The organism is Achromobacter pestifer, from assembly GCF_902859625.1.
In the GTDB taxonomy this organism is placed as follows: Bacteria; Pseudomonadota; Gammaproteobacteria; order Burkholderiales; family Burkholderiaceae_B; genus Achromobacter; species Achromobacter pestifer.
In genome coordinates this window covers 77,940-103,597 of the sequence record NZ_CADIJX010000012.1, presented here as the reverse complement: position 1 = coordinate 103,597, position 25,658 = coordinate 77,940, and the positions used below count along the sequence as shown (strand labels likewise).

21 protein-coding genes are annotated in these 25,658 nt (G+C 65.5%); 15 read left to right on the top strand and 6 right to left on the bottom strand.

The window, feature by feature from the left end; genetic code table 11:
- Nucleotides 1-16 precede the first annotated feature (16 nt).
- Nucleotides 17-1,501 carry an indoleacetamide hydrolase gene (iaaH, locus tag HV753_RS28240; RefSeq protein WP_175177879.1) on the bottom strand — a complete coding sequence of 495 codons (1,485 nt, stop codon included), beginning with the start codon at nt 1,499-1,501 and terminating at the stop codon, nt 17-19.
- A gap of 209 nt (nt 1,502-1,710) precedes the next feature.
- Between iaaH and HV753_RS28235 the strand changes: the two genes are divergently transcribed.
- The 9 genes from HV753_RS28235 (at nt 1,711) to HV753_RS28195 (ending at nt 10,396) form a co-directional block, all read left to right on the top strand.
- A complete protein-coding gene (locus tag HV753_RS28235; RefSeq protein ID WP_175177878.1) occupies nt 1,711-2,439 on the top strand; it encodes a FadR/GntR family transcriptional regulator in 729 nt (242 codons plus the stop codon).
- 95 nt (nt 2,440-2,534) lie between these two features.
- A complete protein-coding gene (locus HV753_RS28230; protein WP_175177877.1) occupies nt 2,535-3,395 on the top strand; it encodes a substrate-binding periplasmic protein in 861 nt (286 codons plus the stop codon).
- Between the two features lie 148 nt (nt 3,396-3,543).
- Nucleotides 3,544-4,392: a transporter substrate-binding domain-containing protein gene (locus HV753_RS28225; protein WP_175177876.1), complete on the top strand. Its 849-nt coding sequence runs from the start codon at nt 3,544-3,546 to the stop codon at nt 4,390-4,392.
- 10 nt (nt 4,393-4,402) lie between these two features.
- Nucleotides 4,403-5,440, top strand: a complete 1,038-nt coding sequence (locus HV753_RS28220; protein ID WP_175177875.1) for an L-idonate 5-dehydrogenase — start codon at nt 4,403-4,405, stop codon at nt 5,438-5,440.
- A 41-nt stretch (nt 5,441-5,481) separates the two neighbouring features.
- Entirely contained in the window at nt 5,482-6,147 is a 666-nt protein-coding gene (locus HV753_RS28215) for an amino acid ABC transporter permease (RefSeq protein WP_175177874.1), read from the top strand.
- Entirely contained in the window at nt 6,144-6,803 is a 660-nt protein-coding gene (locus tag HV753_RS28210) for an amino acid ABC transporter permease (protein ID WP_175177873.1), read from the top strand. Before HV753_RS28215 ends, HV753_RS28210 begins: the two co-directional genes overlap by 4 nt.
- Complete coding sequence (locus HV753_RS28205) at nt 6,800-7,612, top strand: amino acid ABC transporter ATP-binding protein (protein WP_281370990.1); 813 nt, start codon at nt 6,800-6,802, stop codon at nt 7,610-7,612. The genes HV753_RS28210 and HV753_RS28205 overlap by 4 nt, the downstream gene beginning before the upstream one ends.
- 31 nt (nt 7,613-7,643) lie before the next feature.
- Nucleotides 7,644-8,855: a D-mannonate dehydratase ManD gene (manD, locus tag HV753_RS28200; RefSeq protein ID WP_175177872.1), complete on the top strand. Its 1,212-nt coding sequence runs from the start codon at nt 7,644-7,646 to the stop codon at nt 8,853-8,855.
- Nucleotides 8,843-10,396 carry a mannitol dehydrogenase family protein gene (locus HV753_RS28195; protein ID WP_175177871.1) on the top strand — a complete coding sequence of 518 codons (1,554 nt, stop codon included), beginning with the start codon at nt 8,843-8,845 and terminating at the stop codon, nt 10,394-10,396. The genes manD and HV753_RS28195 overlap by 13 nt, the downstream gene beginning before the upstream one ends.
- Before the next feature lies 1 nt (nt 10,397).
- Here the strand turns inward: HV753_RS28195 and HV753_RS28190 are convergent, their stop codons facing one another.
- Complete coding sequence (locus HV753_RS28190; RefSeq protein WP_175177870.1) at nt 10,398-11,168, bottom strand: class I SAM-dependent methyltransferase; 771 nt, start codon at nt 11,166-11,168, stop codon at nt 10,398-10,400.
- A gap of 93 nt (nt 11,169-11,261) precedes the next feature.
- Between HV753_RS28190 and HV753_RS28185 the strand changes: the two genes are divergently transcribed.
- Nucleotides 11,262-12,098: a helix-turn-helix transcriptional regulator gene (locus HV753_RS28185; protein WP_175177869.1), complete on the top strand. Its 837-nt coding sequence runs from the start codon at nt 11,262-11,264 to the stop codon at nt 12,096-12,098.
- 7 nt (nt 12,099-12,105) lie between these two features.
- Here the strand turns inward: HV753_RS28185 and HV753_RS28180 are convergent, their stop codons facing one another.
- On the bottom strand, nt 12,106-12,783 hold the full coding sequence (locus HV753_RS28180) for a GntR family transcriptional regulator (RefSeq protein ID WP_175177868.1): 678 nt from the start codon (nt 12,781-12,783) through the stop codon (nt 12,106-12,108).
- A gap of 166 nt (nt 12,784-12,949) precedes the next feature.
- Between HV753_RS28180 and HV753_RS28175 the strand changes: the two genes are divergently transcribed.
- The 3 genes from HV753_RS28175 to HV753_RS28165 are packed head-to-tail and all read left to right on the top strand — an operon-like array spanning nt 12,950 to nt 16,427.
- Complete coding sequence (locus HV753_RS28175) at nt 12,950-14,677, top strand: acetolactate synthase catalytic subunit (protein WP_175177867.1); 1,728 nt, start codon at nt 12,950-12,952, stop codon at nt 14,675-14,677.
- Nucleotides 14,674-15,429: a 3-oxoacyl-ACP reductase gene (locus tag HV753_RS28170; RefSeq protein WP_175177866.1), complete on the top strand. Its 756-nt coding sequence runs from the start codon at nt 14,674-14,676 to the stop codon at nt 15,427-15,429. Before HV753_RS28175 ends, HV753_RS28170 begins: the two co-directional genes overlap by 4 nt.
- A 38-nt stretch (nt 15,430-15,467) precedes the next feature.
- A complete protein-coding gene (locus HV753_RS28165) occupies nt 15,468-16,427 on the top strand; it encodes a tripartite tricarboxylate transporter substrate binding protein (RefSeq protein ID WP_175177865.1) in 960 nt (319 codons plus the stop codon).
- A gap of 47 nt (nt 16,428-16,474) precedes the next feature.
- On the opposite strand, the gene mutY is transcribed toward HV753_RS28165, so the two are convergent.
- Entirely contained in the window at nt 16,475-17,554 is a 1,080-nt protein-coding gene (gene mutY, locus HV753_RS28160; RefSeq protein WP_175177864.1) for an A/G-specific adenine glycosylase, read from the bottom strand.
- 158 nt (nt 17,555-17,712) lie between these two features.
- On the opposite strand from mutY, the gene HV753_RS28155 reads away from it, so the two are divergent.
- Nucleotides 17,713-21,324 (top strand): indolepyruvate ferredoxin oxidoreductase family protein, encoded by a 3,612-nt coding sequence (locus HV753_RS28155; RefSeq protein WP_175177863.1) that lies wholly within the window; start codon nt 17,713-17,715, stop codon nt 21,322-21,324.
- Between the two features lie 1,067 nt (nt 21,325-22,391).
- On the opposite strand, the gene glpK is transcribed toward HV753_RS28155, so the two are convergent.
- Both glpK and HV753_RS28145 read right to left on the bottom strand, forming a co-directional pair.
- A complete protein-coding gene (gene glpK / locus HV753_RS28150; RefSeq protein WP_175177862.1) occupies nt 22,392-23,918 on the bottom strand; it encodes a glycerol kinase GlpK in 1,527 nt (508 codons plus the stop codon).
- Complete coding sequence (locus HV753_RS28145; protein ID WP_175177861.1) at nt 23,905-25,359, bottom strand: DHA2 family efflux MFS transporter permease subunit; 1,455 nt, start codon at nt 25,357-25,359, stop codon at nt 23,905-23,907. The genes glpK and HV753_RS28145 overlap by 14 nt, the downstream gene beginning before the upstream one ends.
- 98 nt (nt 25,360-25,457) lie before the next feature.
- On the opposite strand from HV753_RS28145, the gene HV753_RS28140 reads away from it, so the two are divergent.
- Nucleotides 25,458-25,646 carry a DUF3460 family protein gene (locus HV753_RS28140; protein WP_050447026.1) on the top strand — a complete coding sequence of 63 codons (189 nt, stop codon included), beginning with the start codon at nt 25,458-25,460 and terminating at the stop codon, nt 25,644-25,646.
- The last annotated feature ends 12 nt before the right edge of the window (nt 25,647-25,658 follow it).

The following is a 25,658-nucleotide window of genomic DNA, read 5'->3' as shown; positions in this document are numbered from 1 at the left end:
GGGCGCGAGGAGCGCCCTATCGCGCGGGCGCCGCGATGCGCCCCAGAATGCCTTCGATCATGACGCCGATCGCCAGTACCGTCCGGTCATCGTCCGGCAGTCCGTCGATCTCCAGCCCCACTGGCAAGCCTTCCTGCGATAGGCCCGCGGGGACGCTCAGCCCGGGCAGGCCGGCGTTGCTGCCGGGGTCGACGTTGCGGGCAAGACGGCTGAAGGCCTCGAAGCTGCTGGCCTCCGGCGTGGCGGCGGGCGCCAGGATCGGCACCGTGGGAAAGAGCAGGCCATCCAGTTCATGTTCCTGGAATGCGCGCCGGTAGACGGCGATGAGTTCGTCGCGTTGCTCGGCGATGACGCGCTCGTACAGGGGTTGCAGCGCCAGGACCTGGCCGTCGGGCGTGGGCAGGACGCCGGGCACGATCAGGCCGTCGAAGATGGCTTTGACGTCCGGACTGGAGATTTGCGCCGCCACCTCGTCGAAGCTCACGCCCGTGTCGTAGCGTTGCAGATAGTCGGTCAGATCGGGCTTTTGCTCGTACAGGCACAACGGCATGCCGACCACGGCGTTGGCGGCCGGTAGCTCGGGCATGTCGATCTCTATCAATTGCACGCCGGCCTCGCGAAGCTTGGCCAGCGCGGCGTCCATGACCTGACGCACGGATGGGTCCAGATCTGCCCAGAAGTAATGCGCCAGCCCCAGCCGCACGCGGGCAGGGGGAAGGGGCGCCAGCGGCTGCGCGTCGCCCGTCAGCACCGCGTCCAGCAACACGATGTCTTCCATGCTGTTGGCGATCGGGCCCGGCGTATCGCGGGTGTGCGAAATGGGGGTGATGCCCGCGCCGTCGTACCGGCCAACCGACGGCCGGAAGCCGGCGGCGCCGTTGAGCGAGGCGGGCAAGCGCACGGATGCGCCGGTATCGGTGCCCAAGGCGGCCGGCGTCAGGCGCGCGCCCACGGCCGCGCCGCTGCCCGAGGACGAGCCGCCCGCGATGCGGCCGGTGTCGTAGGCGTTGCGCGTGCCTTCGCCGTGCGCGCCGGGGAACGCCGTGTTGTAGCCCGATACGCCGAACGCCAGTTCGTGCATGTTGGTCTTGCCCACGATGATGGCGCCGGCTTCGCGCAGGCGCTGCACGATGGGGGCATCCTGGGCCGGGCGGAAATGCTTCAAGGCCGGCGTCCCTGCCGTGTTGGGCAGGCCCGCCACGTGGATGTTGTCCTTGATGGCGATGGGCACGCCGCCCAGCGGCGCGGGCGAGGGTCCTTGCGCGGCGTCATGGGCGCGGGCCTGCGCCAGCGCGCCCTCGCGATCGACGGTGATGAAGGCGTTGAGCACGTCATGGGCGTCGATGCGGTCCAGGCAGGCTTGGGTCAGCGCCACGCTGGTGATGGCGCCCTGACGGATCAGGGCGGCCGCCTGGGTGACGGTCAGGTCCGCCAGGGCGGCGCCGGTGGGCGTGCGCGTTGAGGGCTTGGCGGACAATGTCTGTTGGGACGTATCGGGCATGACGCTTCCTTACCTGTACGAATTTCAGTGGATCGCCATCTATACAGGGTTCCCGCAGGGGCTGTCGAGTGCAGCCGCCGCGGGCGCCCTCCCGCCCACCTTTGCCGCCCACCACCGCGCACCTATGGTTTACCACTTTGATAGTGGTAAACCATTATGGTGAAAATTGGTGAACCACTTATGATTTGGTCTAACCACTTTTACTCTCCATGACACTGCAACTGATCCCCAAACTTGATGAGCCGGCCAGCAAGCCGGTGGCCGACCGTGCCTATGTGCGGCTGGCCGCCCAGATCCAGGCCCTGGTGGCTCAAGGCGAATTCGCCGTCGGCAAGCGTTTGCCGGCCGAGCGCGCGCTGGCCGAACGCTTTGACGTCAGCCGTACGGCGCTGCGCGAAGCCATCATCGCGCTGGAGCTTCAGGGGGTGGTGGAAGTGCGAGGCGGGTCAGGCATCTACGTCTGTGAACCCAAGCCCGGCATCGCGCGCCTGCCGGCGGCTCAGGAAGCAGGGGCGGGGCCGTTCGAGCTGCTGCGGGCGCGTTGTCTGATCGAATCCGAGATCGCCGCATTGGCGGCCACGACCCGCAACGACGCAGACCTGGACCGCATCTTTGAAGCGCTGACGACGATGCGCGAACAGATGATGGACAAGGCGGCCAATGAAGAGGCCGACCGTCGCTTTCATCTGTATATCGCGCAGTCGACGGGCAATAGCGTGCTGTTGGCGACGGTGACGTCGATGTGGGATCAGGCCCAAGGGCCAATCTGGGAAAAGATCGAACAGCATTTCCATACGCAAGCGCTGCGCCAGGCATCGCAGGAAGACCATCAACGCATTTTCAGCGCGTTGGTGACGGGCGATGCGCAAGCGGCACGGCAGGCAATGCGTGCTCACCTTGAGCGCGTGATCGGCGAGTTTGCACAGGGGTGGCGTTGACCCAGCCCGTAGGACGGTAGCGCAGGCGGCCCCCGGACGAGCGTGGAAGATAACCGCGCCCCGGACCCGGGCTTTTCAAGTTCAGGAGACAAGGTATGCAGCAACAGGACAAGGGGCGCGGCGCGCTGGCCCGCTGGGCGGCGGCCGCGATGTTGGCGGTGTTGTCGATGCACGCAGCTGCGCAAAGCGGCGGCGCTGTGCCTGCTCCCGGGCAAAGCCCGCGCATCGACGCGATCCGCAAGGCTGGGGAACTGCGCGTGGGGGTATTGCAGAACGCGCCCTGGCTGATCCAGGACCTGTCTGGCAAAAGCGGCGAAGCCTGGAGCGGGCCCGCCTGGCTGCTGGCCAAGGAAACCGCGCGCCTGTTGGGGGTCAAGCTGACGGCGGTACCGGTGTCGCACGAGACCAAGGTGCCGGTGCTGGCGGCCAATCAGGTCGACATGACCATCAGCCCGCTGGCTGAGACCGCGGAACGCCTGAAAGTGGTGGACTTTGTGCTGTATTCCGCCACCAGCGTGTGCATGTTCGGCCGTGCCGGCAATGACCGCCTGGCCAAGATCGCGTCGGTCGACGATCTGAATCAGCCAGGCATCACCATTGCGTATTTCACGGGCGGGGCCGAAGAGGCCTGGGTGAAAGCGCGCTTCCCCAAGGCCCAGCTGCGTGCCGTGGCGAATTCCGGGGCCACCGCGCCCATCGAGGAAATCATGGCCAAGCGCGCCGACGCCGCACCGATCAACCGGGTGCCGTGGGTCGGACTGAACCACAAAGTACGTGGACTCGTGGTGTTTCCGGCCGAAGCCAATTGCCAGCAGAGCACCGAAAAGGCCTCGCCGGTGGGGCTGGCGATCGACAAGAACCAACCTGAATTCCTGGCCTGGCTGCGGCAGGTGGCAGTGGCGATGAAACCCACGCTGGACGCTGACGAAATGCGCATCATCGAACAGACCAAGTAGGCCGTCCGGCCGCTTTTCCAACCGATTGCTTTCAAGCACGCGCGTGGCGCGTGCGCATCTGGCGATACCGCTGGCGCTTGAACACGCCGGTACCGGGCACGCCGTCTGTGGGCGGACGACGGCCGGGATCACCTCTAGGAGACTTTGCATGCACCCCAGCTTTCCTTCGCGTCGTTACGCCGCCCGTCTCTTCCTGACCACCGCCTTGTTGGCGGTCGGGGCAGCCGCGCAGGCCCAGACGCCGCCGGCGCCGGGCGAAAGCCCCCGCATCGATGCCATCCGCAAGGCGGGCGTGCTGCGCGTGGGCGTGGTCAACAACCCCCCGTGGCTGGTGCAGAACACCAGCGGGTCTGGCGAACCGTGGATGGGGTCGTCATGGATTCTGGGCAAGGAATTCGCGAAGTTGCTGGACGTGAAGGTCGTGCCGGTGCAGGTCAGCCACGAGACCAAGGTGCCTGCGCTGATCGCCAACCAGATGGACATCATGATCGGGCCGCTGAACGAAAACGCCGAGCGCGCCAAGATCATCGACTTCGTCACGTTCTCCAGCACCAGCGTCTGCATGTTCGGGCTGGCGTCCAACCCCAAGTTCACCAACGTCACCAAGGTGGAGGACTTCAACAAGCCCGAGATCACCATGGCGTACTTCTCCGGCGCGGGCGAAGAGCCGCTGGTGCTGGAGCAGTTCTCGAAAGCCAAGCTGCGCGGCGTGACGAACTCGGGTTCGGTCGCACCCATTGAAGAAGTGCTGGCGGGCCGTTCCGACGTGGCGCCGCTGAACCGCATGCTGTGGCCCAACATCAGCAAGAAGGTGAAGGGACTGGCGGTGTTCCCGAAGGAAAACGACTGCCAGGACAGCAAGATCTTCGAGATCCAGGCGGGCATGGGAGTCGCGAAGAATCAGCAGGTGTACCTGGACTGGCTGCGCAAGGTCGAAGCGCGCCTGCACCCTGAACTGGCGGCGGAAGAGCGCCGCATGACGCAAACCTTGAAGTGAGCACGCAACCATGCTGAATTGCGCAATTCATGGCGCCCAGGACCTGCGCCTGGACGAACAGACGCCCGAGCCCTTGGGCCCAACCCAAGTGCGGGTGGGCGTCAAGGCCGTGGGCATCTGCGGGTCCGACCTGCACTACTACCGCCACGGCAAAGTGGGCGACTTCGTCATTCGTGAACCGCTGACGCCGGGCCACGAAGCCTCGGGTCAGGTGCTGGAAGTGGGGGCCGCCGTCACCGCCGTGAAGCCGGGCGACCGCGTCGCGCTGGATCCGGCACGTACCTGCGGCGTGTGCCGCTACTGCCGCCAGGGAGATTCCAACCATTGCGAGGCGGTGTTCTTCTTCGGCAGCGCCAGCCGCTATCCCCACATGCAGGGCGCGATGCGCGAGCAAGTGGTGGTGCAGGAAAAACAATGCCTGCCGGTGCCGGACAGCCTGTCGTTTGAACTGGCGGCCTTTGGCGAGCCGCTGGCGGTGGCGTTGCATGCCGTGCGCAGCACGGGGTCGTTGCTGGGCAAGAGCGTGATGGTGGTGGGCGCCGGGCCAATCGGCGCGCTGATCCTGATGGCTGCGCGGTTGGCGGGGGCCAGCCACGTGACCGTCGTGGACATTGTTGACGAAACCTTGGCCACCTGCGTCCGTGTCGGCGCCACCCGCACCATCAACGTCGCCCGGGATCCGGGTGCGATCGACGAGTTGGCGGCAGGCAAGGGCACGGTGGACGTGTGCTTCGAGGCGTCCGGCAATTACGCGGGGCTGGCCAATTGCATCCGCGTGACACGTCCGCGCGGCGTCATCGTCACGGTCGGCACCCTGAGTGGCAGCAGTGAGCAATGCCCCTTCAACCAGATCATGGTGAAGAGTCTGTCCGTCATCGGCAGCTTCCGCTTCGTCGACGAATACGCCTGGGCCGTGGACTACCTGAGCCGCGGATTGCTGGACGTGTCGCCGCTGCTGACGGCGGCGGTTCCGGTTGCCAAGGTGCACGACGCCTTCGCGCTGGCGGCGGATCGTCACCAGGCCATGAAAGTGATGGTGACGTTCTGACGCGCCCGCCGCCGTCCGCGACCTAGCTCCACGGAGACTGCATGGATTTCGATTTTTCCCCCATTGTCGAGAACTGGCGATTCTTTGCCGGCGGTCTTGGCATCACCGTGGCGCTTAGCGCCGTCACTGCGGTATCCAGCATTCTGCTGGGCCTGGTGATCGCGCTGCTGCGCTTGTATGGGCCGCGTTGGCTGCGCGCGGTGCTGGTGTTCTACATCGACAGCATGCGTGCGATTCCGGTGCTGGTGGTGCTGGTCTGGATCTACTTCGCCTTCCCGCTGCTGGCGGGCGTGACGTTCGCGCCTTTCTGGGCGGCGCTGGTGGCGCTGACCTTGCACATCGCGGCCTATTCGGCCGAGGTGATCCGCGCCGGCATCGAATCGGTGCGGCCGGGGCAGATGCGCGCGGGCCTGGCGCTGGGCATGTCGCGTGCCCAGGCGCTGCGCAAGATCGTCCTGCCGCAAGCCACCATCCGCATGTTGCCGGCCTTTGGTTCCGTGTTGACGGTGGCCATCAAGGACACCGCGATCGCCGCCGTGATCGCCGTGCCCGAATTGATGCACAAGGCCGAGACCATCGCGGGCCAGAGCTATCGGCCCATCGAGGTTTTCACCGCCGTGATCGTGGCGTACTTCGTGATTCTGTTCCCGGTCACGCGAGGCGTGGACCGGCTGTACCAACGCTACGCACATCTGGGGCGCTCATGAACTTGGACTGGGGAATCATCTGGGACTCGCGCAATGTGCTGCTTCAGGGCGCGGCAATGACCATCATGTTGACGGTGGTGACGATGGCGCTTGCCGTGCCTGGCGGCATGGTGCTGGCGCTGATGAGGCTGTCGTCGAACCGCCTGGCCAACGGCGTCGCGGTCGCCATCGTGGAGTTCTTTCGCAACCTGCCGCTGATCCTGGTGATCTATTGGGCGTTCTACGTGATGCCGATGGCGCTGGACGTGCAGTTCTCGGCGGTCACGACCGCGCTGGTGGCTTTGGTGTTGAACGTGTCGGCCTACAACTCCGAGACGTTCCGCGCCGGCATCAATTCGATCCGGAAGGGCCAGATGGAGGCCGCGCTGGCGATGGGCATGTCGCGCCGGCAGGCCATGTTCAAGGTGCTGATCCCGCAAGCCGCGCGCCGCATCCTGCCTGTGCTGGCCAGCACCTGGATCTCGCTGTTCAAGGATACGTCGCTGGTGTCGGTGATCGCGGTAAGCGAACTGGCCTACGCCTCGATGCAAGTGCGCGCGCAGACCTTCCGCGTGCTGGAAATGCTGACCGCGATGGCCGTGATCTATTGGCTGATGGGCTATCCCCAGGCCAAGCTGGTCGACTGGATCCATCGCAAATACGGAGTCAAGGAATGAACGACATGATCCTGGAGCAAGAGCCATCCACGGCGGGCTTGGCATCGGCCGCGCGCAAGGGCGCGGACCTGCCGCCCGTGCTGGTCTACGAACACGTGCGCAAGGTCTACGGTGACTTCGTGGCGCTTGCCGATGTGTCGCTGCAAGTGAACAAGGGCGAAGTGATGTGCCTGATCGGCCCGTCCGGGTCCGGCAAGTCCACGCTTTTGCGTTGCACCAACGCGCTGGAAAAGCTGGATGGCGGCCGCGTGTTGCTGGACGGCGTGGCGCTGCCAGAGGCGGAATCCGAGGTGCGCCGCGTGCGTCAGCGCATGGGCATGGTGTTTCAGAGCTTTGAACTGTTCCCGCACAAGTCCGCGTTGGACAACGTGGCGATGGGGCCGATCACGGTGCTGGGCATGGCCCCCGAGGCGGCCCGCGCCCGCGCGATGGCGTTGCTGGAAAAGGTGGGCCTGGCCGCGAAGGCAGGCAACTTCCCCGCCAACCTGTCCGGCGGCCAGCAGCAGCGCGTGGCGATTGCCCGCGCGTTGGCGATGGAGCCCGAAGTGATGCTGTTCGATGAACCCACGTCGGCGCTGGACCCGGAAACGGTGGGCGAAGTGCTGAATGTGATGAAGAAGCTGGCGCAGGAAGGCATGACGATGATCGTCGTGACCCACGAGATGAGCTTTGCGCGGCGGGTGGCCAATTGGGTGGTGGTGTTTGAGAACGGCGCCATCCTGGAGCAAGGCCCGCCCACGCAGATTTTCGACAACCCGCAAGTCGCCCGCACCCGCGACTTCCTCAGCCATCTGGGCTGGGAAGGCTAGGGGCCCTTTCCCGTCTCTACGGAAAACCATGATGAAAATTACGAACGCACGTGTGATTGTTTGTTCGCCGGGCCGCAACTTCGTGACCCTGAAAATCGAAACCGACCAGGGCCTGACCGGCATCGGCGACGCCACCCTGAACGGGCGCGAACTGGCCGTGTCGGCCTACCTGACCGAACACGTGATCCCCTGCCTGATCGGGCGCGACGCGCACCAGATCGAAGACATCTGGCAATACCTGTACAAAGGGGCGTACTGGCGCCGTGGCCCCGTCACCATGACGGCCATCGCTGCCGTCGACACCGCGCTATGGGACTTGAAGGCCAAGGCGGCCGGCTTGCCGCTGTATCAGTTGCTGGGCGGCAAGAGCCGCAGTGGCGTGATGGTCTACGGTCATGCCAATGGGTCGGACATCGAGCACACGGTGGACGAGGTGCTGCGCTACGCCGACATGGGCTACCGCGCCATCCGTGCGCAAAGCGGCGTGCCGGGCCTTGACAAGGTGTACGGCGTGGGGCGTGGCAACCTGTTCTATGAACCCGCCGACGCCGATCTGCCCAGCGAGCACGACTGGTCCACCGAGAAATACTTGCGCCACACGCCGCAGCTGTTTGAACGCATCCGCGAAAAGCTGGGCTTCGATCATCATCTGCTGCATGACGTGCACCACCGCCTGACGCCGATCGAGGCCGGCCGGCTGGGCAAGTCGCTGGAACCCTACAACCTGTTCTGGATGGAGGACGCGACGCCCGCCGAGAACCAGGATGCGTTCCGCCTGATCCGTCAGCACACGACCACGCCGCTTGCCGTGGGTGAGATCTTCAATTCCATCTGGGATTGCAAGGACCTGGTGCAGAACCAGTTGATCGACTACATCCGTACGACCGTGGTGCATGCAGGCGGCATCACGCATCTGCGCCGCATTGCGGACCTGGCCTCGCTGTATCAGGTGCGCACGGGCTGCCATGGCGCGACCGACCTGTCGCCCGTCTGCATGGGCGCCGCGTTGCACTTTGACCTGTGGGTGCCCAACTTCGGCATCCAGGAATACATGCGCCACACGGACGAGACAGACGCTGTTTTCCCGCACGCCTACACCTTTGACCAGGGCATGCTGTACCCCGGCGATGTACCCGGGCACGGCGTTGATATCGACGAGAAACTGGCCGCGAAGTATCCGTACAAGCGCGCCTATCTGCCGGTGAACCGCTTGCAGCAGGACGGGACGCTATGGAACTGGTAGCGGCAGGCCTGCCGCGCCTGGACCCGGCGCGGCTCGCATCGCTGCCGGCTGCGGTGGCACGCCCGGCCTATGACCGCGACGCGCTGCGCGCGGGCATCGTGCACCTGGGGCTGGGCGCGTTTGCGCGCGCGCACCTTGCTGCCGTCAACGAGGCCGCGCTGCATGCGGGTGCGGACCACGGATGGGGCATCTGCGGCGTGTCTCTGCGGCAAACCGACACGCGCGATGCGCTGCAACCCCAGGGCGGCCTGTATGCGCTGGCCCTGCGCAGTGCCGATGCGCAAGGTCAGCCGCGGCAGCAGACAGCGGTGATCGGCTGCCTGCTGCACACGCTGGTGGCGCCGGAAGATCCGCAGGCGGTGCTGGCCCGTATCGCGCACGCGGATACGCGCATCGTCAGCGTGACCGTGACGGAGAAGGGCTATTGCCATGATCCCGCCAGCGGCCAATTGAACCTGGATCATCCCGATATCGTGCATGACCTGGCGCAACCGCTTGCACCACGCAGCACCATCGGCTTTCTGGCCTGGGGATTGCAGCAGCGGCGGGCCGCAGGGCTGGGCCCCGTCACGCTGATGTCCTTGGACAATCTGCCCAGCAACGGTCACCTGCTGCGTGGCATGGTGCTGGCGTTCGCGGAGCAGGTCGATGCTGGGCTGGCAGCCTGGATTGCGTCGTCTTGCGCCTTTCCATGTTCGATGGTGGACCGCATCGTGCCCCGCACGACGGACGAAGACCGACACGGCGTGGCGCAGGCGCTGGGCGTGCATGATGCCTGGCCGGTGCTGGCCGAGCCCTATCTGGAATGGGTGGTGGAAGACCAGTTCGCCGCTGGCCGGCCGGACTGGACCGCCGGTGGCGCGCGGTTCGTGACGGATGCCGCGCCGTTTGAAACGCTGAAGCTGCGCACGGTCAACGGCGCCCATTCGGCGCTGGCCTATCTATCGGTGATGGCGGGCTGGACGACGGTGGATCAGGCGATGGCGCAGCCTGGGTTGCGCGCCTATCTGGCCACCTTGATGCGGGACGAGATCGTCCCGACGCTGCCGGCCTTGCCGGGGCTGGACCTGGCGCAATATCAGCAACGGCTTTTGCAGCGCTACGCCAATCCGGCGCTAAAACACCAAACGCGGCAGATCGCGATGGATGGATCGCAGAAGTTGCCGCAACGGCTGCTGGATACGGTGCGCGCGCGTTTGGCAGCGGATTTACCGATCCCTGGACTGGCATTGGCGGTGGCGGGGTGGCTGCACTTTCTGCGTGGCGCCGATCAGGCGGGGCGCCGCTACGACATTCAGGACCCGATGGCCAGCGCCCTGGCCAGCCAATACGTGTTGGCCGAGCAAGCGGCTGAGCAGGCCGGCAAGGGGCCGGCGGCCATGTTGGCCTGGACCGACACCTTGACCCGCCTGACACCGATCTTTGGTGATTTGGGGAAAGACCCGCGCTTCGTGCGCGCCGTGGCGCAGGCAGCGCAGTCATTGCGCAGCCTGGGCGTGGTGGGCGCGCTTGCGGCACGGGCCTCGCCGCAAGCGGGTTGAATCAGCCCGGCTTCTTCACCACGATCGTTGCCGTGTCGCTGGTGAAGGAGCTGTCTTCCTGCACGTCGAAGTGCGCACGCACGACGTCGGGCGCGATGCCAAACATATGGCGCAGCGCCGCCACCAGCGTGTCCGGCGTGCGCATGCGCGTGACCCAGGTCTGGAATTCCAGCGGCAGGCGGCGCGGCGACAAGCCTTGCAGCGTGAAGCCGGCTTCGGTCAGCATGCGGGTCCATTCAGCCACCGAATAGTCGCGCACGTGCGAGGTGTCGCGCAGCACTTCAATGGTTTGCAGCCAGGTGTCCAGCAGCGGTTCGCCCGGCGACACCACGTCGGCGAACACGGCGATGCCGCCGGGCTTCAGCACGCGAAAGGCTTCGCGCAGGCCGCGCCCGGCGTCTTGCCAGTGATGGGTGGAATAACGCGACATCACCAAGTCGAATTCGCCATCGCCAAAAGGCAGGTATTCGGCCTTGCCTTGACGGGTGGCCAGATTGCCCAGGCCACGCTTTTCGGCTTCGGCCGCGACCACGTCCAGCATCTGCTGCGACAGGTCATAGGCGGTGACGTGTTTGACTTCAGGGGCCACGTGAAAGCTCACGTGGCCTCCGCCACAGCCCAGGTCCAGCACGCGCGCGCCGGGATGCTGGCGCGCAATTTCGGCCATTTGCAGCAGGTCTTCGCCCTGGGCGTGGACGGCGCTGGTCAGGTAAGCCGTGGCGCGGGGGCTGAATTGGCGGTCGACGGCGGCGTCGTGGGTACTGGCGGTCATGGATATCCTTGGTGGGCTACGTGCGGAACAATGGGTGCAGGCGCTAAGATAGGCGGGCCCGTATACACGTACAAGCCCATTGCTTATCCTGGTATGACTACTTCCCCCCTTGGCGGTGCCGCCAATCAGGACGGTTCCCCCTTGCGCCGCCAGGCGCTGGGAGAATTTGTCCGCAGCGCCCGTTCCCGCATCACGCCCCAGATGGCCGGGCTGCCCGAAGGCATGCGCCGCCGCACGCCAGGATTGCGGCGCGAGGAAGTCGCCCAACTGTGCGGCATCAGCGTCACCTGGTACACCTGGATCGAACAGGGGCGGGAAGTCTCCGTATCGCCCTCGGTCTGGTCGCGCATCGCAGGGGTGTTGCAACTGGCGCGCGCCGAACGGGCCTACCTGTTTGATCTGGCCGACTGCGCCGACCCGCAGCATGCGCGCGACGATGCGGGCGCCGCGCCCGGCCCGTTGCAGGAATGCGTGAACGCGATCAATGCGCCGGCCTATGTGCTGGACCGCGCCTGGAACGTGCTGGCCTACAACGAACCGCTGCGCAACCTGTTCGACGATTGGCCCACGCGCGACCCGGAGCCCAATCTGCTGCGTTATATCTTCATGGACCCCGCCGCCCGCGAGCTGGTGGTGGATTGGGACCAGCGCGCGCGCCGCGTCGTCGCCGAATTCCGCGCGGATGCGGGGGCGCACCTGGACGAACCCGCCGTGCTGGGGTTGCTGGATACCTTAAGCCGTCAAAGCCCCGTGTTCGCCCATTGGTGGACGCGCCACGCAGTGGTGGAGCGCGAAGGCGGCTTGCGTGAATTTCAACATCCACGCGACGGCAAGCTGGCTTTTCAGCAGATCACATTCCGCCTGGCGACGCACCCGGACCTGAAGCTGGTGATGTTGTTGAGCGGGGCCGCGCAGGAAGACGCGGCCTGAGTGCCGGCTATTTCACCAGCCCGTTCTCGGTCAGGTAGCGAATCAGGAGTTCGCCGTGGCCCTCGATGTCGCGGCGGATCTCGCGCACTACCGCTTCGGTATCGCCCGCTTCAAGGCCCGCGATGATGCCTTCATGCGGATGCCCGTCAGGCAGGACGGGAAAGGGCGGGGCGTACAGGTAGGACAGGTACGAAGCCGTCTGCACCCACAGGTTTTCGATCATCGACAGCAGATGCGGCATCTGCGCGGCGGCGTACAGCGCGAAATGGAAGTCGAAGTTGCGCGCCAGCACCGGCGCCATCAGTTGCTGCTGTCGGCTTGCCATCAGGCGGGCATGGATGTCGCGCAGTTCGGCGATCAGCGCCGGCGTGGCATGGGGCACCGCGCGCCGCGCGGCAAAACACTCCAGCTCCAGGCGGATGCTGCGCAGTTCCTGCAATTGCGCGACGGTCAGCTCGGGCACCTTGACCGACTTGCCAGGGCTAAGCGCCAAAGCGCGTTCGGACACTAGCTGCAATAGCGCTTCGCGCACCGGCGTCTGGCTCACGCCCAGCGTGTCAGTGATCGAACGCAGCGTGATGGTGTCGCCCGGGCGCAGCTCGCCCATCATTATTTTCTGCTTGATTTCGCGATAGATGCGGGCGGTCATGTTTTCCCGCTGCATCGGCGCCAAATTGATGGTCATCCTGTGTTCCTGGTCAGCCGGGCCGCGTGATTCTCAGCGCGGGCGCGGCCCGCGTAGCGGGATTCTACCGGCTCCGCTTTCACGTTTTACATTTTATAAAAAATAAAATAATTGACCGGCGCTTTGGGCTCGATCTATATTTTATAAAATATAAACAGGAGACGAGATGTCCACGCTGCATCCCTTGAACGCACCCGGCCTGGCCAACCACGGCACGGTCGCCCACCTGATCGCCCGGGCCTTGATCCGTCATGGCGTGACCCATGTGTTTGGTCAAAGCTTGCCCAGCATGCTGCATCTGGCCTGCGAGGAACTGGGCTTGACCCAGGTGGCCTACCGCAGCGAGAACGCGGGCGGCTACATGGCCGACGGCTATGCCCGCATCACCGGCAGGCCCGCCATCGTGACGGCCCAGAACGGCCCGGCCGCCACGCTGCTGGTGCCGCCCCTGGCCGAAGCCTTGAAGGTCTCCATCCCTGTGATCGCGCTGGTGCAGGACGTCAACCGCGACCAGACCGACAAGAACGCCTTTCAAGAGTTCGACCATATCGGCCTGTTCTCCTCTTGCACCAAGTGGGTACGCCGGGTCACCGAAGCGTCCCGGGTGGAAGACTATGTGGATCAGGCGTTCGCCATTGCCTGCTCGGGCCGTCCCGGACCCGTCGCGCTGATGCTGCCGGCCGATCTGCTCACCGAGGCCGCCGCTGCGACCGAACGCCATGCTTGCCTGGGCCGCTTTCCGCTTGACCGCAGTGTGGCGGCCAGCGATGCGCTCAACGCCGCGGCGGACCTGCTGGCGTCGGCGCAGCGCCCGGTGGTGATCGCGGGCGGGGGCGTGCATGTCTCAGGCGCCAGCCAGGCTTTGGCCGAATTACAGGAAGCGGCCAGCCTGCCGGTGGGCACCACCGTGATGGGCAAGGGCAGCACCGACGAGCGGCATCCGTTGTCGCTGGGCGTGCTTGGATATTTCATGGGCCCCAACGGCGCCAGCCGCGATCTGCGCCCGCTGATCGCCGATGCCGACGTGGTGCTGCTGGTGGGCACCCGGACGAATCAGAACGCCACCGATTCCTGGAAGCTCTATCCCAAGAACGCCCGCTACATCCATATTGACGTTGATGGCGGCGAGATCGGCCGCAACTACGAAGCCTTGCGCCTGGCCGGCGACGCGCGCGAAACGCTGGTGGCCCTGACGCAAGCGTTGCAGAACCGCGATCTGAGCGCCGCCCGCGTGCGCCGCGCCGCGCTGGAGACCGCGATCCTGGCGGGCCGTGAATCCTCCTGGCAAGCATCGCACTCCGTGCGGACTTCCGATCAGCAGCCGATCCGTCCGGAACGCCTGCTTGAAGAAATCCGCCAGGACGTGGACGAGAACACCATCGTGGTGGCGGACGCCAGCTATTCGTCGATCTGGATCGCCAACTACCTGACGTCGCTTGCGCCGGGCATGCGATTCCTGACGCCGCGCGGCCTGGCCGGCCTGGGCTGGGGCTTTCCCATGGCCATGGGCGCCAAGGTGGCCCGCCCGGAGGCGCACGTCGTCTGCGTGGTGGGAGACGGCGGTTTCGGCCATGTGTGGTCTGAACTGGAAACCGCGCGGCGCATGGGGATCAAGGTCACGCTGGTGGTGATCAACAACGGCATCCTGGGCTTCCAGAAGCATGCGGAAAACGTGAAGTTCGGCGCGCACACGTCGGCCGTGCATTTCCATCCCGTGGATCACGCGGCGGTTGCGCGGGCGGCGGGCTGCCTGGGCGTGCGGGTCGAGGCGCCGTCCGACCTGGCGGGCGCGTTGCGGGATGCACGCGCCGCGGAATTGACCACGTTGATCGAAGTCATGTGCGACGAAAACGCATTTCCTCCCATCACCTTCTTTACGGCGAACCAGGTATGAAGAAAGATCCGAGCAAAGTGGCGCTGGTGACCGGCGCGGGACGCGGCATTGGCCTGGAGGTTGCGCGGCTGCTGCTGGCCAAGGGCTATCGCGTGTTGGCCGTCAGCCGGGAAGGCGTGGACGCGCAGCGTCTGGGCGGCCCGAATCCCGCATTGCGCACCGAACGCGCCGACGTCACCGACCATGCGGCCATGCAGTCGCTGGTGAACAGCGTGCGCGAACAGTGGGCGCCCGTGTCGGTGCTGATGAACAATGCCGGCATTTCGCCCAAGCAGGCGGACGGCAATTCCGCCGGCATCCTGGACATCACTCCGGAGGAATGGGCATCGGTTCTGGAGGTGAACCTGACGTCCATTCTGCGTTTGTGCCAAATGGTCTTGCCGGGAATGCGAGACCAAGGCTGGGGACGCATCGTCAATGTGTCATCCCTGGCGGGCCGCGCCAAATCGCTGGTCGCCGGGGGCAGCTACATGGCATCCAAGGCGGGTGTGCTGGGACTGACGCGCGCCATCGCCGCCGAAATGGGACCGCACGGCATCACGGCCAATGCCATCACCCCGGGCCGCATCTTGACCGACATGGCGCAACAGGCCGCGCCATCCGTCAACGAGAGCTACGCGGCGCAGATCCCCGCACGCCGCTTGGGCACGCCTGAAGAGGTGGCCGAGGCGATGGTGTTCCTGGCTGCGGAGGAGGCGGGCTTCATCAACGGCGCCATTCTCGATATCAACGGCGGCTTCTACATGCCCTGAACTGGCCACGCCCTATAAAAAAACACAAGGAGACAAACATGAAAGCAACATCGATCCTGGCTGCCATGACGGCCGCCGCTGCGCTGTGCGTGATGGCGGGTCCCGTCCAGGCATGGCCGGACAAGGAAGTGACACTGACGGTCAACTACGGCGCGGGCGGCAACACCGATGTCGCCAGCCGTGAACTGGCTCGCGCAATGGAGGCTGACTTGGGACGCGCCGTGGTGGTGTTCAACCGGCCAGGCGCGCTGGGGACGATCGGCCCCAGCTATGTGGTCAAGCAACCCGCCGACGGCTATAACGTGGGCGTGGTGACGCTGTCGTCCATTGCCATCATGCCGCACCTGATGACCATTCCCTATGCGGCGCGGGACTTCGATTTCGTGGCCGCCTATGGTCGCTACCGCTATGGCGTCGTCGTGCGCGCCGACTCGCCCTATCAGACCGTGGCCGATCTGGTCGCCGCCGGCAAGCAAGGGCCGGGCATTTTCTTCGGTGCGCCCTCCGCGCCCAACAATCTGGCCATGTTCGACCTGGGCAGGGTCACGGGGGCCAAGTTCGAGCAGGTCTCATACAAATCCGGCAGCGAAACCGTGTCCGCCTTGTTGAGCAAGCAGGTCGATGTCATCGTTCAGAATCCGTCCGATGTGACAAGCTACATCCAGGCGGGCCGCTTGCGCCTGCTGGCCTCCGCCAGCCCCGTCCGCTGGTCCGAGTTCCCGGACGTACCCACGCTGAAAGAGGCCGGTTACGACGTCGAGATCGACTCCTGGTTGGGCCTGGCCGTGCCCAAGGGGACGCCCGAGGCAGTGCGCGCGCGTCTGGAGCAGTCGGCCAAGACGGCCGTCGCCTCCGAGCGCTTGCAGCAGACCTACAAGCAGTTGGGAGTGGACCCGGTGTGGACGTCGGGGCAAGACTACGCCCGCATGGTTGATGCCACCTACGAACAGATGGGCCGCGCCATCAAGGCGGCCAATCTGCCACGCATGAGCAACTAAGCCGGGGTCCAGGCCCCAGCATTGGCCGCCGCGCTCACGCGCGGTGGCTAGCGCCCGCTGCCCAACGGCAGGCTGTCCTGCATTCCCGCCTCCACCAGTCCTTGCAGCAGCTTCTTGACCGGCGCGGGCAGCGCCATCGAGGCCAGTTTGTCCGCCGGCACCCAGCGTTCGGGTAGCGCGGATTCGCGCAGGCTGGCCGCGCGCACGGGCACCAGCCACGGACGGATGTGCAGGCGGTAATGGGTGAACGTGTGGGCAAACGCCGCCAGTTCATAGCGGTGCTCGGGTTCCAGGCCCAGCGCGCGCGAGGCGGCGTCGGGGTCGCCGGCCACATCGAATTCGGGCAGGCTCCACAGCCCGCCCCAGATGCCGGGCTCGGGACGCTGCTGCAACAGGAAAGCCCCTTGGTGTTGCAGCACCAACATACAGGTCTCGCGTTCCGGAATGGCCTTGCGCACCTTGGGGGTGGGCAGTTCGGCCTGACGGCCGTCGCGGCGGGCGACGCAGCTTTGCGCCACCGGACACTTGTCGCAAGCGGGCTTGCCGCGCGTGCAGAGCGTGGCCCCCAGATCCATCAAGCCTTGTGTGTAGGCGGCCATCTCCAGGTCGGGCGCGGCCTCCACCTGCGCGTCCGCCAGCGCCCATAGCCGTTGCTCCACCTCGCGCTTGGTGGGATCACCGGCAATGCCAAAGTGGCGGGTGAACACGCGCTTGACGTTGCCGTCCAGGATGGGCGAACGCTCGCCGTAGGCGAACGCCGCAATCGCCGCCGCCGTGGACCGGCCGATGCCGGGCAGCGTGGCGATGGTTTCAGCGGTGGGCGGAAAGCGGCCGTTCCAGTCGCGCACGATTTCCTGCGCGCAACGGTGCAGGTTGCGGGCACGGGCGTAATAGCCCAGCCCGGCCCAGAACGGCATCACGTCTTCCTGTGCGGCGGCGCCCAGGGCGGCCACGTCCGGGAAGCGTTGCAGGAAGCGGTCGTAATACGGGATCACGGTGGCCACTTGCGTCTGCTGCAACATGATCTCGGACAACCAGATCCGATACGGGTCACGGGTGTTTTGCCAGGGCAAATCATGGCGGCCATGCTGGCGCTGCCAGGCGACGATACGAGGGGCGAATTCCATGGACGTAATTATCGCATCGCCCTATTGCCGGGGTCGGGGCGACCGGTTACAACCGAAAGGACTAGAGCGCGCAAGCGCCATCACTTCACTTTCACGGCCCTTGTTGGCCCGCGTGCGCGCGAAGCTGGTGGGGGCATCCAGGATCTTGGAGTAGAGACATGAATGCCCCGTTGACGCCCGCCTTGCGGGCTGCGCTTGAATCCGTTCAGCTGGACGATAAATACACCCTGGAATCCGGCCGAGCCTGGATGAGCGGCATCCACGCCCTGGTTCGCCTGCCCATGATGCAGCGCGTGCGGGATGCACAAGCGGGGCTGAACACGGCGGGTTTCGTCTCCGGCTACCGCGGCTCGCCGCTGGGAGGCGTGGACCAGAACATGTGGAAGGCGGCCAAGTACCTGAAGGCGCATCACGTCGAGTTTCAACCGGGCATCAACGAAGACCTGGCCGCGACCGCCGTCTGGGGATCGCAGCAGGTCAATCTGTTTCCCGGCGCGAAGTACGACGGCGTGTTCGGCATGTGGTACGGGAAGGGGCCGGGAGTGGACCGCTGCGGCGACGTCTTCAAGCATGCCAACGCGGCGGGCACCTCGCGTCATGGCGGCGTACTGGTGGTGGCAGGCGACGACCATCCGGCCAAGTCGTCCACGCTGCCGCACCAGAGCGATCACATCCTGAAGGCCTGTATGATCCCGGCGCTGTTTCCGTCCAGCGTCCAGGAAGTGCTGGATTTCGGCCTGCACGGCTGGGCCATGAGCCGCTATGCGGGCGTCTGGGTGGGCATGAAGTGCATTACCGACATCGTGGAAGTGTCGGCATCCGTGGATGTGGACCCGCATCGGGTGCGCATCCAGCTGCCCGAAGACTTCCTGATGCCGGCTGACGGCCTGAACATCCGGGTGCCGGATTCGCCGCTACAACAAGAGGCCCGGCTGCTGGACTACAAGCTTTACGCCGCGTTGGCCTACGCCCGCGCCAACAAGCTCAACCGCGAACTCTGGCACGTGCCCGAACGCGATGCGCGCTTCGGCATCATGACCTCCGGCAAGGCGTATCTGGATACGCGCCAGGCGCTGTCCGACCTGGGCTTGTCCGAAGCCGTCTGCCAGCGCATCGGCCTGCGCTTGTTCAAGGTGGGCATGGTCTGGCCGCTGGAATCCACCGGCATGCAGCGCTTCGCCGAAGGCCTGGACGAGATCCTTGTCGTCGAGGAAAAGCGTCAGGTGCTGGAATACCAGCTAAAGGAAGAATTGTTCAGCTGGATCGGCAGCGGGAAGAAGATTCCGCGCGTGTCCGGCAAGTTCGACGACAAGGACGGTGGCGAATGGTCGGTGCCGCAAGGCAACTGGCTGCTGCCCGCGCACTACGAGTTTTCGCCAGCCATGGTCGCGAAGGCCATCGCTGCCCGCCTGCTGCGCTTTGATCTGCCGGACGACGTGCGTGCCGGCATGCTTGCCCGGCTGGAATTCATCAGCGGCCGCGAACAGATTCTGGCCCGCCCGCGTGTGGTTGAAGAGCGCAAGCCCTGGTTCTGTTCGGGCTGTCCGCACAATACCTCGACCCGTCTGCCCGAAGGCTCGCGCGGCATGGCCGGCATCGGTTGCCATTACATGGTGCGTTGGATGGACCGCAATACCGAGGTCTATACGCAAATGGGGGGCGAGGGCGTGCCTTGGGTGGGCCAGGCGCCATTCACCGAGGAAAAGCATGTCTTCGCCAACCTGGGCGATGGCACGTATTTCCATTCGGGCCTGCTGGCCATCCGCGCCGCCGTCGCGGCCAAGGTGCCGATCACCTACAAGATCCTGTTCAACGATGCCGTCGCGATGACCGGCGGCCAGCCCGTCGATGGCCCGATCAGCGTGCCGATGATCAGCCGCCAGGTGGCGGCCGAAGGTATCGAAAAGATCGTCGTCGTGACAGACGATCCGGACAAGTACAAGGCCATTTCCGATCTGGCGCCGGGTGTGCCGGTGATGCACCGCGACCAATTGGATGCGGTGATGCGTGAGCTGCGGGAACACCCCGGCGTGTCGGTGCTGATCTACGACCAGACCTGCGCCACCGAAAAGCGGCGCCGCCGCAAGCGCAACGCCTACCCGGACCCCGCCCGCCGCGTCGTCATCAACGAGCGCGTCTGCGAGGGCTGCGGCGATTGTTCGCAGAAGTCGCACTGCCTGTCGGTCGAGCCGCTGGAAACCGAATTTGGCCGCAAGCGAACCATCAACCAGTCCAGCTGCAACAAGGACTTTTCCTGTCTGAAGGGCTTCTGCCCCAGCTTCGTCACGGTGGAAGGCGGCAAGCTCAGAAAGCCCAAGGCGCTGTCGCAAGAGGGCATCATCGACGATGGCGTGCCGCCGCCGCGCTCGCCCGCGCTGGATCAGCCCTATGGCGTTTTCATTGCCGGCGTCGGCGGCACGGGCGTCGTCACGATCGGCCAGTTGCTGGGCATGGCGGCGCATCTGGAAGGCAAGGGCTGCTCGGTGCTGGACATGGCCGGCCTGGCGCAGAAGGGCGGCGCCGTCTATTCGCATGTGGTGTTGGCGCAATCCCCCGACCATCTGATGAATACGCGGGTCGCCATGGGCGAGGCGGACCTGCTGCTGGCGGGCGATCTGGTTGTCGCCACCAGCGCGGACAGCATGGCACGCCTGCGCCCCGGCCGCACCCGAGTGCTGCTGAACCGCGACAACGCGCCAACCGCTGCCTTCGTCTCCAACCCCGATTGGACATTGCCCGGCGCCAACCTGACCGCCGACCTGCAAGCCGCCTGCGGCACGGAGAATCTGCATGCCGTGGACGCGGCTGCGATGGCCGTGGTCTTGCTGGGTGATGCCATCTACGCCAATCCGTTGATGATGGGCTATGCCTACCAGAAGGGATGGATCCCGTTGTCGCAAGAGGCGTTGTTGCGCGCGATTGAACTCAACGGGCAGCAAGTCCCCGCCAATCAGGCCGCCTTCGCCTGGGGGCGCCGCGCCGCGCACGACATGGCCGATGTGATGCGGGTTCTGGCCAATGGGGGGGTGCCGATCGCACCGCCAGAGGACATCATCGAGATCAAGCGCCCACGCGCCGCGAGCCCGGTGGCCGAGCTCAAGAAGCCAGCCGGTGAGCTGGCGCAACTGGTGGCCGTGCGCAAGGCATTCTTGACGCAATATCAGAACGAGGCCTATGCCAAGCAGTACACGGACCTGGTAGACAAGGTGGCGCGCGCCGAACAAGAAGCCACGGGCTCCCACCGCATGGCGATGGCCATCGCACGCAACTACTTCAAGCTGATGGCCTACAAGGACGAATACGAAGTGGCCCGCCTGTATTCGGATGGCGCGTTCGTGAAGAAGATCGGCGAGCAGTTTGAAGGCGATTGGAAACTGCACTTCCACCTGGCGCCGCCCCTGTTCGCGCGGCGCGACCAGCAAGGCCACCTGATCAAACGCAGCTACGGCCCGGGCATGCTGAAGGCTTTCGGACTGCTGGCGAAGTTGCGCCGCCTGCGCGGAACTCGCTTGGACGTATTCGGCTACACGGCGGAAAGACGCACGGAGCGCGAACTGATCCGCGAATACCGCGAAACGATGACGGCAATTCTATCGAAGCTGAATCGTGGCAACCTTGACCGGGCAGTCGCGCTGGCCAGCCTGCCGGAAGAAATCCGAGGCTACGGACACGTGAAAGAGGCGGCGATGGAGAGGGTGGCTGTGAAGCGGGAGGAGCTGCTGAGAGAGTTCAGTGCGAGGGTGGTGGCGATTGGGGTTCGGGCGGCTTGAGGGGTGTTGTTGTTGTTGTTGTTGTTGTTGTTGTTGGCGGTGGTCGTGGTGATGGTGACGGTGGTGGTTCTTGAGACGCCCGGCGCGGTGGTGGCCGGTGGGGCGCGGGTCAACGATTGCGGTCCGGAGCGTTCGCTCCGGACTTCCCCTTCGTCATCCTCGTACGCCTGCGGCTCCCTTCGGATTCCCTCGGGCTTATCGACTCCCCGCGCCCCACCGGCCACCACCGCGCCGGGCTGCGTCGGTTGCAATCTGACGGCAGCTGGGGAGGGCGGTGTGCTTGGGGTTCCCTCCATCGGAGGAGGTGGGCGGAGGATCTTGCGGGGCCCGCCCCAGGCCGGCCGCGCGGGCGGCCTTGTGGGGCTTACAAGGTGTCTTGCGTCGTGATGATGACGCTTCGCGCATTGGATGGCGTGGGATTTTCGTAGGATGGGTGGAGTGCGTTCCGGGGGGGGCACGAGAACCAATGCCTGCCGCACGCAACCCATCAAGCAGCGCCGGTCCTAGAATAGGTTCAGCCACAACACAACGGCTGCTCGATGGGTTGCGCGCGATAAGCGCTTGTTTTCTTGCGCTCGCATCCGCGCGCTTCACCCATCCTACGGCGGACACGATCCCTTGAACTCGGGTGCTGGATGGGTGGCGTTTGCCCCACCCATCACCGCCCATCCCCGCTGCGATAGCGGGCCATTGGCAACGCAATCGTCGCCATCGCGCAGCGACCCCGCTTCGGCTTGTCACCATGGCGTATGCTCATTGTGGCCGCCCGCGCGGCCGCAATGAGCGGGCAGCACACCCTCGTCACAAGTCACAAATCCAGCAGCGCAGCCCCCAAGAAGGCGCCAGCTCATCGGCGTGATGGCGTGGCGTGTGCGCAACCTTGATGCGCCCGAGGGAATCCGAAGGGAGCCGCAGGCGGACGAGGATGACAACGGGGAAATCCGGAGCGAACGCTCCGGATCGCAATCGTGGGCGCGCACACGCCACGCCGTCACGCCGATGGGCGACCTACGAAGCGCACCCCACTGGAGCACCACCAAAGAACAGCACGACGAAGCAAACCCCTGCTACTTCGCAGCTCCCGCCGCCCACCCCTTGGATAACTCCACCGCCTGTCGCCACCGAGCCATCCGAGCCTCGCGAACCGTCTCCGGCCATGCGGGTTCAAACGTCCGTTCCGCTTGCCACTTCGAGGCAAACTCATCCGGCCCGGACCAGAAACCCACGGCCAGTCCCGCCAGTCCTGCCGCACCTAGTGCCGTTGACTCCGAGACCCTGGGGCGAACCACCGGGACGCCTAGCAGATCGGCCTGCATCTGCATCAGCAGGTCGTTGCGTGCGGCGCCGCCATCCACGCGCAGTTCGGTCAACGCGATGCCGCTGTCGCCGTTCATGCAGGTCAGTAGCTCCGCGCTTTGCAGCGCGATCGATTCCAGCGTGGCGCGGGCGATGTGGGCGCGGGTGGTGCCGCGGGTCAGGCCGACCAGCGTGCCGCGTGCGTAGGGATCCCAATGCGGGGCGCCCAGGCCGGCGAAGGCCGGCACCATGAAGACGTCGTCCGTGTCGGATACGCTGGCTGCCAGGGCTTCCACTTCTTCCGAGCGCTGAATGATGCCCAGGCCGTCGCGCAGCCATTGCACGGCGGCGCCGGCCACGAACACGCCGCCTTCCAGCATGTAGGTCGGCTTCCAGCTGTCGTCACCGGACTGGGGCAAGCCCCAGCCCACGGTCGACAGCAAATGATTCTGCGATTGCACGGGCTTGTCGCCCACGTTCATCAGCATGAAGCAACCGGTGCCGTAGGTATTCTTCGCCATGCCTGGCGTGAAGCAGGCCTGGCCGAAGGTGGCGGCCTGCTGGTCGCCGGCCACGCCCGCGATCGGGATGGATCCGCCCAGCCATTCGGGCAGCGCATTGCCCACGACCGCGCTGCTGGGCGCAATCTGCGGCAGGATGCCGCGCGGGATCTTGAGCAGCGCCAGGATCTCGTCGTTCCAGTCCTGCGTATGTAGATCGAACAGCATCGTGCGCGACGCATTGCTGGGGTCCGTGCTGTGTACCGCGCCGCCCGTCAGTTGCCAGATCAGCCAGGTGTCCACGGTGCCAAAGGCCAGCTCGCCGCGTTCGGCCATCTGGCGCGCGCCCGGCACGTGGTCCAGCAGCCATGCCAGTTTGGTGCCCGAAAAGTAGGCGTCCAGCACCAGGCCGGTTCGCGATTGCAGGAATTCGGCGTGGCCGTCGCGGCGCAACTGGTCGCACATCGGTGCGGTGCGCCGGTCCTGCCAGACGATGGCGCGGGCCAATGGCCGGCCCGTGGCGCGTTCCCAGATCACGGTGGTTTCGCGCTGGTTGGTGATGCCGATGGCGGCCACGTCGGCCGCGGTGGCGGCCGCATTGCGCAACGCTTCGCGCGCCACGTCCAGCTGGCTGTGCCAGATTTCGCTGGCGTCATGCTCGACCCAGCCCGGGCGCGGGTAGTGTTGGCGGAATTCCCGCTGGCCAACGCCGCGCACCACGCCTTCGCGGTCGAATACGATGGCCCGGGAGCTGGTCGTGCCCTGGTCCAGGGCTAGGACAAATTCATTCGTCGTCACTTTGTTTGGCGCCGTTCAGGTGTGCCCCGGCCTGCGGCTCAAGGCGTCTAAAGGAGAAGGTCGAGGCCATGCACATCAGGCCGATGACGATGAAGCCCACGATGACATCGTTGACCGCAAGCGTCTCGGCGCCGCGCACCGCCATGCTGACATTCAATGTGACCGCGGCCACCCCCACGCCCAGCGTGATGCCCAACTGCTGCGCCATGGCCGCGAAACTGCTGGCATGGCTCATCTTGGCCGGGGGAATATCGGCATAGGTTAGCGTATTTACCCCCGTGAACTGCAACGACCGGAAGAAGCCGCCGACTAGCAGGATGGCGATCATCAGCCACACCGGAGTGGTTGACGTAAAGGTGGCGCACACCATGATGAAGACGCCGGTCAGCAGCGCGTTCACGGTCAGCACGCGGCGAAAGCCGAAGTGTCGGACGATGGGCGTGGCGACGAATTTCATCAGCAGCGCGCCCGCGGCGCTGGCGAAGGTGATCAGCCCGGCCGAAAATGGCGACAGACCGAAACCCACCTGTAGCAGCATGGCCAGCAGGAACGGCGTTGCGCCCACGGCGAAGCGGCACAGGTTGCCGCCCAGGGTGGAAATCGCGAAAGTGGGGATACGCATCAACGACAGGTCGATGATGGGGTGTTCGATGCGCCGGGCGTGCCAGGCATAAAGCAAACCGCAGGCAATGCCCACCGCGATCATGCCCAGCAACATCGGCAGCGGCATGACGTCGCGGCCGATGGCCTCGAAGCCCGTGACCAGCGTGGCCAGGCAGACGGCGCTAAGCAGAAAGCCCACCCAGTCCAGGCGGGGAGCGGTCTCTTCCTTGATCTCGGCCACATAGCGCAGCACCAGCGCGATTCCCAGGATGCCGATCGGGATGTTGATCAGGAAAATCCAGTGCCACGACATATAGGTGACCATGAAGCCGCCCAAGGGGGGGCCGATCACCGGCCCCAGCAGCGCCGGGATCGACAGGAACGACATGGCTTTCAGCAAGTCCTGCTTGGGCACGGTGCGCAGCAGGATGATCCGGCCCACCGGCACCATCATCGCGCCCGCCATCCCCTGGATGACTCGGGCCATGACCAGTTGGGGCAGATCTTGCGAGATCGCGCAGGCGACGGAACTGAGCGTGAACAGGCCGATGGCGGCCACGAACACCCGGCGGGCGCCGTAACGGTCGGCAGCCCAGCCGCTGATGGGCACGAACACGGCCACGGCCAGCAGGTACGAGGTGATGGCGACATTCAGCCGGACGGGCGTCGATCCCAATGCCCGCGCCATGGCTGGCAGGGCCGTGGCGACGACGGTGGCGTCCAGCATCTGCATGAACAGCGCACAGCCCACAATGAAGGGAATCATGCGTGCCGCGCGCAGCGCGTCCGGAGTAGAGGGCGGAGCGGGATTGGCTGCGGCGGCGGATTCGGCTGACATGAGGGGAGGGGGCGTTGGGAGCCTGACGATTGTAACGCCGAGGGTTCCCCCGGCGTGAAGTAAACTCCGGGTATCCGAAACCCATTGAAATTGGTGTCATGGCGACCAACTACGAATCCGAGATCACCCTTTTCCTGAAAGACTTCAAGCAATCGCATCCTGGCACCGAAGAACGCCAGCGCGAAGGCCGTGCGCGTCTTTGGGACAAACCGCAGGACTCGGAACTGCTGGAAGGCTTCCGCGCGGCTCGCGTGCCGCAAAAACCTTACGTGTATTCGGCAGACTGATCCCATTGCGGC